Genomic DNA, 14,605 nt, shown 5'->3' with positions numbered 1-14,605 from the left:
ACAATAGCTTGGCCTGTAGCATCTACAACAACTTGTTGTGTTGCACCTCCATTAATAGTGTAGTCTATAACATCATCGGCAGTGGCATCTATGGTAAATATAGCATCTGCTCCAGAACAAATATCTGTATTGGTTGTTAAACTTGTAATGGTTGGATTTGCTCCAATAGTAACTGTTTCAGTATCTGTTAATGTTGTTGTACATGTTGTAGATGGATTGGTAACAGTTTCTAAAGTTATAGTTTGGTCTGCTGTAGCTCCAGCAATTGTAACAACGCCTTGTCCTGCTGCATCTAGTGTTACTTGCACTGTACCGCCACCGTTAATATTGTAGTCTACAACATTACCTGCGTCTCCGGTAATAGTGAAAATGGCGTCTTGGCCAGAGCATATAGTGTTTGTTGTTGCAATTACATTAGCATTTGAGTCTGGTAATATTGTTATATCAAATGATTCGGAAATAATTTCAGCACACGCATCTGTAACTTGAACAGTATAAGTTGTATTTGTTGTAGGAGAAAATATAGGATTAGGTATAGTAACATCGCTTACACCTGTGGCAGGAGACCATAAATAATTTGTTGCTCCATCATAAGTAGCATCAATAGAATTTATAGAGTTTCCAGAACAAATTGTTTGATTTTCTAATAGAATTTCATTTACAAAAGAAAGATTTTTAAAACAAACAGTTTGAAGATTTGAAGCTCCACCAGTAGATCCAGTAAAACCAAAAAACACATTTGAGTTACCATTAAAAACTGAATTAACAATATCTGCAGTATATAAAATTCTTTCATTACAATCGAAAATAACTCTAAACTCTTGTGTAGCTGCTCTCCAAGTAATTTTAACTTCATGAGGATTGCCATCTTCTATATTTACTGAAGTAGCAGAAGCATTAACAGGTGCAAATAAAGATGTTGCTCCTGTATGGTTTGTAATACCATTAGAAATTATGGCAACATGATCTGAAAAAGGATCATTTCTATCATTATTTTGCCATGTGTCAAACTCAATTGCCATAGAATTATCAATGCCTCCATATCCTAAACCTCCACCGCCAATTCCTACTTCTGCATTGGCAGAAGTTTTTAAAGCAAAAACAATTCCATCTGCACCATTAGAATCATTACTACCAAAATTTGCATCAAAAATAATATCAAAATCATTATTTAAATCTATAGTATTATTAAACCACACAGCTCCGAGTTGTGTATTAGAATTTGCAGTAATTTGATAGCAATCACCTCCTAAGTCTATTGTGTTTCCAACTAAAGAAGGTGCTAACTGAGCTAGGACTTGTTGTGAAATGAAAAAAAATAATACAATTATAAAATAGAATTTTGAGTAAAATTTAGGTGTCATAATTTCTATACAGAATTTGAATAAGCTACTAAAGTAATTTAAAAAAGAATATACGGTTGTTTTTTTAATAGTTTATAATTTCTAAAAACCATCAGCTGCATCATCTCCTCGCGAATCTGCACCTCCTTCTAGTGTACCATCTGGCCATACTAAAATGCCATCTACAATACCAATAACAGGTGAGCGTTCTTCGTTAATAATGTAACCTTTCTTTTCTAGAGACTTAATCGTTTTTTTATTAAAACGGTTGGGTTCCATTCTAATTTCGTCTGGTAACCATTGATGGTGAAAACGTGCAGCTTCTACGGCTTCTTGCATTGTCATATTAAATTCATGCACATTTAAAATAGTTTGTAAAACCGAAGTAATAATTGTTGAACCTCCAGGAGTACCAACGCTCATTAATAACTTCCCATTTTTTTCTACTATGGTTGGTGTCATAGAGCTTAACATGCGTTTTTCTGGTAAAATAGCATTAGCTTCGGCACCAATTAAACCATATACATTTGGAACGCCAGGTTTACTTGAAAAATCGTCCATTTCATTATTTAAAAAGAAGCCTAATTCTTCGCAGTATAGTTTAGAACCATATCCCGAATTTAAAGTAGTTGTTACAGAAATGGCATTTCCAAATTGATCGATAATAGAGTAGTGGGTGGTTTCATCACTTTCAATAATATCAACATTACCATGAGAAACTGTAGATGAAGGTGTAGCTTTTTCAAATGAAAAATTCTTCATTCTATCTTTTAAATACGCATCACTTATTAATTTACTTTGTGGTACTTTAATAAAATCAGGATCACCTAAATAAAAACTTCTATCAGCATAAGCGCGACGTTCAGCTTCAGCTAAAACTTGAATAAACTCTGTAGAATTATGGCCTAATTTACTTAAATTAAAACTTTCAACAGATTTTAATATTTGAGCCATTGCAATACCTCCGCTTGATGGTGGAGACATAGAGATAATTTTTAAATCGTCGTAATTAAATGTAATTGGTGTACGCCAATTTGCTGTGTAGCTTGCTAAATCTTTTTCAGTTATAATGCCACCATTTTCTTGAATAAATTTAGCTAGAATTTTTGCAGAAGTACCTTTGTAAAATTCATCTGGACCATTTTTCATAATGGCAGAAAGTGTGTTTGCTAAATTATTTTGAACGATGGTATCTTTTGCTCTCCAATGTTTTGCAAATAAAATAGTGTCTTTATTAGTTTTTAGAAAATCTTCACGTTTTTCGGTAAATCTAGCTTCTTGTTTTTTGGTTACTACAATTCCTTTTTTTGCTAGATTAATAACAGGTTTAATAATGGACTCTATAGGAAGTATTCCAAACTTTTTTTGTGCTTCAAAAACGCCAGCAACAGTTCCTGGAACACCAACTGCCATTGCGCCACGTGTACTTAACTCTGGAATAATATTTCCTAATGAATCTAAATACATGTTTTTTGTTGCTGCTAAAGGTGCTTTTTCTCTATAATCTAATGCGCCAATTTCACCATTATTTAATCTATACACCATAAAACCGCCACCACCAAGATTTCCGGCATATGGGTAAGCTACAGCTAAAGCTAAGTCTGTAGCCATCATTGCATCAAAAGCATTTCCGCCTTGTGCTAAAATTTGCTTTCCAATTTTTGATGCTTCAGCTCTTGCAGAAACTACCATTGCTTTTTCTGTTATTAAGCCGCGAACAGGAACTTGCTTATTATTTTGTTTTTTACATGAAATAATAATAAGAAATAGAGAGAGTAATATTGCTATATTTTTTAATTTCATGAGATTTATGGTGTTTTTATTTTAAACTATTTAAGCGTAATAGGAATCCATACAGTTTCTTCGGAATCTGGACTGTTACGTTTGGCTTTTTCTCCTAATAAATTAAAATGTGGTCTATTATCTAATTTATATTTGGATTGTGGTAACCAATTTGAGAAAATACCTGACATAAATGCTCCAAAATTTTGTGGTAGCCCTTTGTATTTAAATACAGCATATACACCAGACTCAAGGTTGAAAGAACTCATGCCTTTAGGTAGTGTTTTGTTACTTTCAACTTCAACCGTTGCCCATTTTACAAAGGTGTTTGTTGGGTTGAAATTTTTAAAATAAGTATCGTTATAAATTAATACTTCGAATATATCTGAGGAAATAGCATTTTGAATCTCTTTTTTTTGAGGCATAAAACCAGAGAAAAGCTGAAATGTTTTGTTGTCTACCAAAGACATGGTAATGTTATGGCCAACTAATTTTTTGTTTTCTAGAGTGACAATTTCTGGTATTTGATTCAAAATAAATAGTTTGTTTTAAATATTAGTCGTCTAGCAAATCTGGTCTGCGTTCTTGAGTTCTTTTATAAGCTTGTTCTTCTCTCCACTTTTCTATATTTGCAGCATGACCGCTAAAAAGAACTTCTGGGACTTTGTGTCCTTTGTAGTCTCTTGGTTTTGTGTAAATTGGAGGTGCTAATAAATTATCTTGAAAACTATCTGTAAGCGCAGAAGTTTCGTTACCTAAAACGCCAGGTATAAGTCTAATAACAGCATCACACAGTACTGCGGCTCCTAATTCTCCACCAGATAAAACATAATCTCCAATAGAGATTTCTTTGGTTACAAACATGTCTCTAACACGTTGGTCTACACCTTTATAATGGCCACAAAGAATAATGATATTTTCTTTTAATGATAATGTATTTGCAATACCTTGATTTAAGGTTTTACCATCTGGCGTCATATATATAATCTCATCGTAACTACGTTCTGCTTTTAATGCAGAAATACATTTGTCTATAGGTTCGCAAGTCATTACCATACCTGCACCGCCACCAAATTGTGTGTCGTCTATAGATTTATAATTGTCTGTAGTATAATCTCGTAAATTATGAAAGTGTACCGATACTAAATTAGCGTCTATTGCTCGTTTTAATATTGAAGCTTCAAATGGACTTTTAATTAATTCTGGTAAAACGGTTATTATATCTATTCTCATTATGCTTTGTATAGGTTTGCAAAGATAATTTAAATGTTTTTAAGATATAAATGTTTATTCGTACCGTTAGTATAAATTTAAATTTTCAATAAAAAAAAAGTCTGTTACCGGAGTTACAGACTTTTAAATGCTAATTTAAAATAAGCTTATTTTAAATAGAATTTTTATGCTTATTAATTTCATCTTGCAATTGTCTTCTTACTTTTTGTTCGCGTTCTAAGGCAACACGTCTGTGCTCTTCAAACTCTTCTTCGGTTTCTGCTAAAGATTTTTGAGCATCTTTAGTTATAGCATTGCTATTTTTAAAACGATACATAAAAAATAGAGCTAAGGCTAATAATCCTGCAATAATAGACCACATTAATGTATTGTAGCCACCTTTACTCATTTGGATTCCAAAAAGAGACATGCTATCTTTTTCTGTATTTGTTTGCTGTAAAGTATCTTGAGTAGAAGTTAAGCTTGTTTTTAATTTAGAAATCTCATCATTTTGCTTTGTAACAATGGCTTTAGTATCGTTAAGAGATTTGTGTACGGCTTTTAAGGAGTCTAAAGTGTTACTTTTTATTTTTTCTATCCATTGTACTTTTATAACCTCATAACGTTGCCCACGTGGATCTGTCCAACCGTTAGATTTTTTTGTTAAATATTCAAATTGATTTTCTATAGAACCACTATCTAACGATAATTTATCATCTGCATCTGTAGTTTCTGTTTGTGCTTGAATTTGTATGGTAAATAAGGCTAATAATAAAAGAAAGATTGCTTTAGTAAAATTCATTTTTTTAATGTTGATTGTTTTGTGCTGCAAAAGTAAATAATATTGTTTAGTTACAGCGTATTATAATACTACAAAAGCCTCACAATAAGTGAAGCTTTTATATATACGTTGAAAGTTATATTTTAGATGTTAGTGGTGCTTAACTCTGTTGTTTTTTGAATATTATTCTTCTGGGTCTTCAATTGTATGGTTACAATAGGAAGCACTTTGTGGATCTCCAGCAAGACTACAATCACAGCCTCCATTTGTAGCGAAAGCACATTTAGAGCAGTTTACTCCAGTACATTTTTCTCCGCCAGGTTTTAATTTTAATACTTGAGAACCATCTTTAGATTTAATTATTTCTATTTGTTTTCTAAATACAACATGATTTCCATCGGCATCTAATGCTTTGCCGTATAAATAGTCTGATTTATAAAGCTCCACATATTTTATTTCAAAATCTTTAATATTGTTTAAATCTTTAAAAACATCAGATTTTAAAATTTTGCTACGTAAATTAGCACCATAACTAATTAAGTCCTTGTCTTTTTCAATTTTTAATTCATCCTTATTTAATGTTGTAATATTTTCGTTTGCATCTTTTTCTTTATTAGAAGAACAATTAAATAGACAAAGAAGTAAGCATAATGAGGCTAAAGTAATTGTTAATTTTGTTTTCATTTTTCTGTTTTATTTTAGATTAATAGAACATTAATTTAATTTAATTTAAGATCAAGTTTGTAAAGATGATTTTAACATTTAATTAACATCGTATAAAACTCCCAAATCACTTTGGGAGTTTTTCTCTATTAACTTCTAAAACTATATCTCGTTATAATATTTTTGAGTTTGAGTTTTAGGTCTTCAGCAGTATCGTAAACCATTTGTTCGTTACTTGGAAAACGAAGTCTTCTATTTTTTAAAATATTTAAATCATTAGTAGTTAAGGCTCTTTTGTCTCCTTTAACTGTAGCATACAAATTATCGAAAACAAACTCGCTATCTATTGGAAAATTTTCTAAAACATGATTTTGCTTAATATCACTATAAACAACTCTTGCTATTACTTGAGTAGATTTAAATTGATTAAACTCATTGAATCTAGCCTTTGCCGTAATTATTTTGTCTTGTTTAACATCGTTACCAAGACTATCTTTTACTACATTTCCATTGCTGTCTAAAACATATTCCCAACCATCAACTATGTTCTTTTTTCTAATAACTTGTTTTTCTGTAATACGTTCTGGAGATACATTTATTCTTTCTAATTGTAAAGCCATTGCATAATCGTAATCTATGTTTTGATTTGCATTAGTATGATAAACAGTCCAAAAATCGTTTAATCCATAGGTATTAAAGTTTAATAAATCATTTTCTAAACGAGTTGGTATTATTTGGTGTGTTTTATTTTCAATATTTACTATAACATAATCCGTTCCTTGATGATGTGCAACTTCCATAAGTTGTCTTACATCTTTATAATTTGCGTTTATACTTTCAATATATTTTAATGTTTCAAAAGCTACTCTGTTTTTTAACTTTTCATCACTTTGCATTAAAGTAACAGCAGTGTTGTATTTGTATTCAGATACTTTATTCTTGTATTCAACTATTTCATTTGTATAATTTTTAAAATCTAAATTCAAGATTTTGCCATCTATTTGTAAAGGCATTACAGCTTTTATAGCTCTTTGTCTGTCTTCCAAATCTAAATAGATATTAAAAACCGATTCGTATAATTTTGGATTACCATCTTTTTTTAAATGATTGATGGTGTTATGATTTTCCTCTACAACTTTATAGTATGCATCTTGTAGCATAACAATATAGTCTTGCTTACGCTTTTTATCTTTATTGTTTTCTAACTTTTTAAGTGCGTTACTAATAGCCTGGTCGTAATTTCCAGAATGTAATTGCTTTTCAATTTGTTTTCTTCCAACACAAGATGTTAGTACTAGAAGAAGTACTGTTAATAGTGTAAAGTTTTTCATCTGTTCGGTTTTTATTGGTTTATACTATAAGTATAAAATCAATTTATGTGCCAAACTAAAAAAAGCCTTTAAACACTAAGTGTTTAAAGGCTTTTTAAAAATATATAATTTGTGTTTTATTTCTTTTTAGAATTAAATACTGGTAATAATTTTGTAGAAACTTCTCCAAAACCAATTCGAGTACCATCTTTTTCGCAATAACCACGCATAATTACAGTATCGTTATCATTAATAAACTTTCTTTCGGTTCCGTTATTTAATTTTACAGGTTTTTCGCCTCTCCAAGATAGTTCTAGCATAGAGCCGTAAGTGTCTGGTGTTGGACCAGAAATAGTACCACTTCCCATCATGTCTCCAGAGTTTATTGGGCAACCGTTTATGGTATGGTGTGTTAATTGTTGCGCCATACTCCAATACATATATTTAAAGTTTGAACGACTTATAACAGTTTCTTTAGCTTTTTCTGGTTGTATTGATACTTCTAAATTAATATCGAAGCTCTTTTTACCTTTTTGTTTTAAATAGTCTAATTGCTTTTTTAAAGGTTTTGGACCCTCAACACGATAAGGCTCTAAAGCGTCTAATGTTACAATCCATGGTGAGATTGACGATGCAAAACTTTTTGCTAAAAATGGTCCTAATGGTACATATTCCCATTTTTGTATATCTCTTGCAGACCAATCGTTAAATAATACTAATCCAAAAATGTACTCTTCGGCTTCTTCAATAGGAATAGGTTCTCCTAAATCGTTAGCATCTGTAGTAATAAAAGCCATTTCTAATTCGAAATCTACAAGTTTACTTGGTCCATAAACAGGTTCTGTAGCACCAGCTGGTAAAGTTTGACCTTGTGGTCTATGTACTGGAATTCCAGAAGGAATAATAGAAGAACTTCTACCGTGATAACCTACCGGAATATGAAGCCAGTTAGGTAACAAAGCATTATCAGGATCTCTAAACATAGTACCAACATTTGTTGCATGTTCTATACTAGAATAAAAATCTGTATAATCACCAATTTGTACTGGTAATTGCATTTCGATTTCGTCTAAACGAAATAAAACAGTTTCTTTATGTTTTGTATTTCCTTTTAGCTCATCATTTTCAATGTCAAAAATTTGTGCTATTCTATTACGAACTAAGCGCCATGTTTTACGTCCGTCTGCAATAAAATCGTTTAAAGTATCTTGAAGAAAAATATCATCGGTTAATGGAATGCCTTCAAAATAGCCTAATTGGTGTAAAGCGCCTAAGTCTATAGCAGTGTCTCCAATTCTAGTTCCTATAGTAATAATATCGTCTCTAGTTAAAAAAACTCCAAACGGAATATTTTGAATTGGAAAGTCTGAATTTTTATCGACGTGCAACCACGATTTTCTGTCTGGATTATTGGCTGATAATGGCATATATAAAATTGTTGATTTGTTGTTTATAAATTCTATACCAAACCTACATAATTTTTGATTTTAATACTAATCTATTTACTATTTTTGGACATATTTAACAATAACACCAATTTATGCAACGCGACGAACAAATATTTGAGTTAATACAAGCCGAAAAAGAACGCCAATTACATGGTTTAGAATTAATTGCATCAGAAAATTTTGTTAGCGACCAGGTTATGGAAGCTGCAGGTTCTGTTTTAACTAATAAATATGCTGAAGGTTATCCTGGAAAGCGCTATTATGGAGGATGTGAAGTAGTAGATGAAGTAGAACAAATTGCAATAGACCGCGCAAAAACATTATTTGGTGCTGCTTATGCAAATGTACAACCACACTCGGGAAGTCAGGCTAACACAGCAGTTTACCACGCGTGTTTAAAGCCAGGAGATAAAATTCTTGGTTTCGATTTATCTCATGGTGGGCACTTAACACATGGTTCTCCTGTTAATTTTTCGGGTAAATTATATAATCCCGTATTTTATGGAGTAGAAGAGGCAACAGGTGTTTTAAACTACGATAAAATTCAAGAAATAGCAACACGTGAAAAGCCACAATTAATTATTGCTGGAGCTTCAGCGTATTCTAGAGATATAGATTTTAAACGTTTTCGTGCTATTGCAGATAGTGTAAACGCCATATTATTAGCAGATGTTTCTCATCCTGCAGGTTTAATTGCAAAAGGTATTTTAAATGATCCTATTCCACATTGCCATATTGTAACTACAACAACACATAAAACATTACGTGGACCAAGAGGTGGAATGATTTTAATGGGAAAAGATTTTGAAAATCCTTTTGGAATTAAGTTGAAAAATGGAAAACTTAGAATGATGTCTTCTTTATTAGATTCTGGAGTTTTTCCTGGAAATCAAGGTGGACCTTTAGAACATATTATAGCAGCCAAAGCAATTGCTTTTGGTGAAGCATTAACAGATGAGTTTATGCATTATATGCTGCAAGTTAAAAAGAATGCTGCGGCTATGGCACAAGCATTAGTAGCTAAAGATTACAATATTATTTCTGGTGGTACAGATAACCACATGATGCTTATAGATTTAAGAAATAAAAATATTACAGGAAAAGATGCTGAACAAGCTTTAGTAAAGGCAGATATTACTGTAAATAAAAATATGGTACCATTTGACGATAAGTCGCCATTTGTAACTTCTGGAATTAGAATTGGAACTGCTGCAATTACAACACGTGGTTTAAAAGAAGATGAAATGGGAGCTATTGTAGATTTAATTGACGAAGTAATAAATAACTACGATAACGAAGATGTACTTGACGAAGTAGCTATAAAAGTAAATGCGATGATGAGTGATTTACCATTGTTTAAAATGTAATAGCACTCTAATTATCTAATACAAAAAATCCCATTCTGTTGAGTGGGATTTTTTTTATTTTACCTTTGAATAGTCATTGTTGGAGGACAAGGTTTTGTAACATTCAGTTTAACTGCTGTATGTTTTATTTCTTTAAGTTTATAGTGATTTGTAATTTCATCGTTATAATTATAAAAAATGTACTCTTTAAATATTCCGTTTGGTATATTTCTTTCTTTATCCCATTCATTATAGGCTGTTATATGATATAAAACAGGTAAATGGTACTCTGTATTAGGTTTAATAATATATTGAATTGTACCAATTTTTCTTCTTTTCTTTTTCTTTTTACTTTTTAAATACGATAATTTATAGGTTTTATTTAATGTGTTATTTACAAGAGTATCCTTTAGGTTTACAAAATCGTATTCCTTTGTTCTAAATTTATATTTAGAACTTGAATTATGTATAGTTTCACAATCTAAAATATCAATTTCGGCAGATTTAAATAGTTTACTTTTTATAACTTTTACTTGTGAATGGTATTTGTTATAAGCATAAAAATTTAAAGAATAATGTAAGCTATCATAATCTCTAACAGAAATATAATAACTATTGTCTTTTGAGTTTGTATATAAATACTGTGTAACTGTAGTATCGCTTTTGGTAGTATTAAATCTACATTCATATTCTAATAACGTATCAAATTCATACGTTTTTTGTGCAAAACAAAACGAAAAACTTAAAAGTAAAACTAGAGTAATGTATTTCATAATAAAATATTATCTACTCAAAAGTAAAGTGCTGATAAGCACCTAAGTCTGGCGAAGATGTTCTGTTTGTTCCTAAAATATCTTGTGGTACTTGCGAAGCAAAAAATGTATTTCCTTGAGCATTAGCTTGCGAATTGTCACCAATTTGCAGCTCATTGTTTAGAGGATTTTTAAAATCTGGCTCTTGATTACGAATTAGATTTTCGTAATTAGAAGTATTAGAAAAATTATAGTTGTCACCTGTTGGGCTACTAGAAGAATCTTCAAAACGAACTAAACAATTTGTAAATTTAAAATTGAAAACAACACCCGCATCAGGAACTTCATCTATTATAAATTCTGGATTATCATTTCCATAAATAATAGAATTATTAAAATTACATTCGATTAAATCTGCTAAAAAAGTAGTACCGTCTGCATCTTGTATAAAATTATTAACTAGAAGAGCAGGAAATTGCCTAAAACTATTGTTCCAATAATTAGCAATTGTAGTGTGTGTAAAATTATATTTGCCACCAAGAGTTAAAGCAACTGCAGATTGTCCTGCATTATTTACTACCAAATTTTCTGCTGTAATAGAAGAGTTTATAGCTCTAATTCCAAAATTGCTAAAATTATATAATTGAGAATTAGTAATTGTTAATTTATCTTGAGCATTATTTGCATTTCCATCGCTTGCAATACCTATGGTTGCATTTTTTATAGTAGCGTGATTAATAACATTGTTTACACTATTTTCGAAAAGCCATATGGTTCCCCACTGGCCAGGAACATCTGCAAATGCAGGTTCTAATCTATCACTTTCAAAAACCACTTCATTTTCCATAAGCTCTTGATCTGTGCTTAATGCTCCATTTACTTGAAGTGAAGCATTTTCTTGAACTAAAAGCCCAGAATTTGCATGAAAATGAATTCTTGCACCTGCATCCACCGTTAGTGTTTCTCCACTAGGAACTGCGGCATATCCATAAATAACGTATGGTTTTTGATTTGTAAAATTTAGTTCTGAAGTTAATAATTCGCGGCCTTGAATATCTGTTTCTACTTGCTGTCCGTCTATTGTTAGAGTAAGTGTTTCAATTACTTCTGTAGTATCATCGCGATCTGGATAAATAAAAACAGCATCTTTAACTAGTGTAACAAGTTCTACGGTTTGCTGATTTATTCCTGCATCAAAAAGTATTTTATCGGTATATAAAAATTCATTGTTTAAGGTGCCTTGGTCTTCAATATCTATAGTTGTTTCAATAAAAACAAATAAGCTATCATTGGCTTGTATTTCTACATTATTAAATGTTTGTCCAGCGTTTCCGTCTACATTTAATCTATAACTAGATTGAGAACCACGCTCTAACCCAACAAATGGTATTGATATATCATTATCACTTCTATTATAAACTTTTAAATTGTAAGTACTTGAGCCAATATTTGTAAAAACGGTGTCTAAATAGACTGTGTCTTTAGAGAATTGGAGATTTCCTGTACTAGGTTCGAAATCAAAATCTTTACGACAAGAACTCCAAAGTAATAAAAAACAAAAACAGGTTATAAATAATAAAATACGTTTCATAAAAAGTAATTATATAGTCGCTTTAAGCGACTAAAATATAACTTTTGTATTTATGTTTTAGTATCAAAAAGTTTTAATTATGAAAATTTCAATTGGTTTTATGCTTTTTAAAGTTTTTAATAATGGAGTTAAACTCTTCACTAGCATTTATTATAGTTTCTAAAAGTTCTATTTCTTTGTCGTTAGATAATAGTTTACTATTAATATTTTTTGCTTCTAAAAACTCAAAAAAAAGGAACTTTTTATCTTTTTCAATTTTTAGTGTTTCGATTAATAGAGTATCATTAAAAAGAGTATGTTTTTTATTAAACAATGTGTTTAAATCTTGATATGCTATAGGTTTAAAAGGCTCAGCTTTATTCTTGTTTTTAAAAAGCTTGGCTACTAAACCAATTATTTTTATAAAATCTAAATTGCCTTCTGGCATTCTACCGTATAAATGCGGATTGTTTTTTATGTCTTCGAGTATTTGATTTCTTAAGGAAGCCTGTGTTTTTTCAATATCTGCTAATTTTTCTTTTTCTGTACCATAAATATTAACTTCTTGTAATACATTTTTTTGTTCTTCAAGTTGTATTACAAAAGTTTGAGTTAGGTAGCTAGTTTTTACAACCGCTTGTTGTGTTTTATAAAACATAGCGCTTATTAATAATGTGTCCTTTATTGTTGCTTTAATATTAAACTCACCATTTTTGTTTGTAAATACACTCACACTGTTGTTAATGTTTTCAATTTTAATGTCTTGTAGAGTAGAAGTGTTATTATATACCACACCGCTTATTGTTTGTGCAGATAGGGTAAAGCAGTATATAAAAATAACTATAAAGTAAAATGGTTTCAATTGGATGTTGGTATGCTTTAGTTATTTCAAAAATAAAGTTACCAGCGATTTAAATAAATTAATTATGAAACTTTAACAGCTCAATTATAATTAATTAACAAAATAATTTAGAAATTTCTTCTGTAATTCGAGCAGGTTTTTGTGTTTTAGCATCCATAAAACACCATTTCGTTTCAGATTTAGATAGAAGACTATTTGTTTTAGCATTTATAACTTCTACTATTCTAATAGAAGTAACACCTTCGGCTTTAATAACGTATGTTTTTAAAATTAGCTCTTCGTTTAAAAAAGCCGCTTTTTTATAGTCTATAGTATGCGATAATAAGACCCAAAAATAATTTTTAATTGTGTTTGTTGAAGCTGTTTTAAGCCAATGCGATTTTGCTATAATATTTACCCATTCTATATAGCGCACGTTATTAACGTGGTTTAACTCGTCTAGATCTTTTTCTGTAACTATTATATTTTGAGTAAACTCTTGCAAATTACTCTTCAATAATTTTTACTTCAAATAGTTTATCCCAGCGTTTTCCTGTAACAAAAATAGTTTTGGTTTCAGGATTGTAAGCAATACCATTTAAAACATCTAAACCTTTGTGCTTTGTAACACGTTCTTTTAATGGCGAAAAGTCTATAACAGCTTCGGTTGCACCGTTTTCTGGATTAATAATAACAACTCCATTTTTTTGGTAAATGTTAGCATATATTTTTCCATTAATCCATTCTAATTCATTAAGCTTTCCAATTTTTCCTTTGTTAGTGTAAACTTGAATGCTACTATCTTCAACTAACGTTTCAGGATTTAAATACCATATTTTCTCAGTACCATCACTTTTATAAAGCATATTACCATCATTACAGATTCCCCAACCTTCTTGACTTTTTCCAAATTTAAAAGTACTTGTACGTTTAAAAGTATCTACATTATAAACAAAACCTTTACCGCTTAACCAGGTTAATTGGTAGATGTTTTTGTTTAAAATAGTTAATCCTTCACCAAAATAATTATCGGCTAAATCTATGTTTTTAAGTACTTCGCCAGTTTTGTAGTTTACTTTACGCAGCTTACTTTCTCCTTTTTGCCCAGTGCTTTCATATAGTTCACCATTATAGAATTCCAATCCTTGTGTGTATGATGTAATATCGTGAGGATAAGTGTTAATAATCTCGTAAGAATAAACTTTAGGAGCTACATTATTAACTATAGATATACTTTGTGTTGCAGTTTCTATTTCTCCATCGTATTTAATTGAAGCGACAATATCGTGGCTACCTAATTTAAAATCTGATAGTTTAGTTGTTTCATTTATTACTTTATTATCTAAAGTATAACTAACAGATTCTATTTCAATATTTTTAGGATTTTGTACTGAAAGCTTTAATTCTTGGTCTAAAGCAATGGTATTATTTGTAGCATTTGTAGAAATATTAAAATTTTTTTTATTTGAATTATCTCCACAATTTGATAGAGTGATTGCTAAAATTATGATAATTAAGTGTTTATATGTGTTCATTTTATTCTTATAATTTTAAGCA

General features: G+C 30.3%; 14 protein-coding genes. 1 reads left to right on the top strand and 13 read right to left on the bottom strand.

Annotated elements, in window-relative coordinates; translation table 11 throughout:
* The 8 genes from CLV86_RS02770 to fahA form a co-directional block, all read right to left on the bottom strand.
* Nucleotides 1–1,364 (bottom strand): L-type lectin-domain containing protein (locus CLV86_RS02770; RefSeq protein WP_249037440.1); only part of this gene is annotated, 1,364 nt, incomplete at its 3' end.
* Nucleotides 1,365–1,445: 81 nt separating this feature from the next.
* Nucleotides 1,446–3,146, bottom strand: coding sequence for a gamma-glutamyltransferase (gene ggt, locus CLV86_RS02765; protein ID WP_121049401.1), 1,701 nt, complete (start codon nt 3,144–3,146; stop codon nt 1,446–1,448).
* A 26-nt stretch (nt 3,147–3,172) separates the two neighbouring features.
* A complete protein-coding gene (locus tag CLV86_RS02760) occupies nt 3,173–3,658 on the bottom strand; it encodes a GyrI-like domain-containing protein (protein ID WP_249037439.1) in 486 nt (161 codons plus the stop codon).
* Nucleotides 3,659–3,680: 22 nt separating this feature from the next.
* On the bottom strand, nt 3,681–4,358 hold the full coding sequence (gene trmD / locus CLV86_RS02755; protein ID WP_121049398.1) for a tRNA (guanosine(37)-N1)-methyltransferase TrmD: 678 nt from the start codon (nt 4,356–4,358) through the stop codon (nt 3,681–3,683).
* A gap of 151 nt (nt 4,359–4,509) precedes the next feature.
* On the bottom strand, nt 4,510–5,139 hold the full coding sequence (locus tag CLV86_RS02750) for a tRNA (guanine-N1)-methyltransferase (protein WP_121049395.1): 630 nt from the start codon (nt 5,137–5,139) through the stop codon (nt 4,510–4,512).
* A gap of 162 nt (nt 5,140–5,301) precedes the next feature.
* On the bottom strand, nt 5,302–5,802 hold the full coding sequence (locus CLV86_RS02745; protein WP_121049392.1) for a hypothetical protein: 501 nt from the start codon (nt 5,800–5,802) through the stop codon (nt 5,302–5,304).
* A gap of 128 nt (nt 5,803–5,930) precedes the next feature.
* Entirely contained in the window at nt 5,931–7,112 is a 1,182-nt protein-coding gene (locus CLV86_RS02740) for a hypothetical protein (protein WP_121049389.1), read from the bottom strand.
* Nucleotides 7,113–7,228: 116 nt separating this feature from the next.
* Entirely contained in the window at nt 7,229–8,518 is a 1,290-nt protein-coding gene (gene fahA, locus CLV86_RS02735; RefSeq protein WP_076732871.1) for a fumarylacetoacetase, read from the bottom strand.
* A gap of 113 nt (nt 8,519–8,631) precedes the next feature.
* Here fahA and glyA point away from each other — a divergent pair, with 113 nt between their 5' ends.
* On the top strand, nt 8,632–9,906 hold the full coding sequence (gene glyA, locus CLV86_RS02730; protein WP_121049386.1) for a serine hydroxymethyltransferase: 1,275 nt from the start codon (nt 8,632–8,634) through the stop codon (nt 9,904–9,906).
* 59 nt (nt 9,907–9,965) lie between these two features.
* On the opposite strand, the gene CLV86_RS02725 is transcribed toward glyA, so the two are convergent.
* The 5 genes from CLV86_RS02725 to CLV86_RS02705 all read right to left on the bottom strand — a co-directional run bounded on the left by CLV86_RS02725 (nt 9,966) and on the right by CLV86_RS02705 (nt 14,583).
* Nucleotides 9,966–10,658, bottom strand: coding sequence for a hypothetical protein (locus CLV86_RS02725; protein ID WP_121049381.1), 693 nt, complete (start codon nt 10,656–10,658; stop codon nt 9,966–9,968).
* 13 nt (nt 10,659–10,671) lie between these two features.
* Nucleotides 10,672–12,228 carry a hypothetical protein gene (locus CLV86_RS02720; RefSeq protein WP_121049378.1) on the bottom strand — a complete coding sequence of 519 codons (1,557 nt, stop codon included), beginning with the start codon at nt 12,226–12,228 and terminating at the stop codon, nt 10,672–10,674.
* Between the two features lie 88 nt (nt 12,229–12,316).
* A complete protein-coding gene (locus CLV86_RS02715) occupies nt 12,317–13,069 on the bottom strand; it encodes a peptidase associated/transthyretin-like domain-containing protein (RefSeq protein ID WP_147427013.1) in 753 nt (250 codons plus the stop codon).
* 94 nt (nt 13,070–13,163) lie between these two features.
* Complete coding sequence (locus CLV86_RS02710; RefSeq protein ID WP_249037438.1) at nt 13,164–13,565, bottom strand: acyl-CoA thioesterase; 402 nt, start codon at nt 13,563–13,565, stop codon at nt 13,164–13,166.
* Nucleotides 13,555–14,583, bottom strand: coding sequence for a glutaminyl-peptide cyclotransferase (locus CLV86_RS02705; RefSeq protein ID WP_076732883.1), 1,029 nt, complete (start codon nt 14,581–14,583; stop codon nt 13,555–13,557). Before CLV86_RS02705 ends, CLV86_RS02710 begins: the two co-directional genes overlap by 11 nt.
* Between the last annotated feature and the right edge of the window lie 22 nt (nt 14,584–14,605).

It is taken from the genome of Lacinutrix venerupis, assembly GCF_003663945.1.
Taxonomy (GTDB): Bacteria; Bacteroidota; Bacteroidia; order Flavobacteriales; family Flavobacteriaceae; genus Lacinutrix; species Lacinutrix venerupis.
This window is presented reverse-complemented; position numbering and strand designations above follow the sequence as displayed.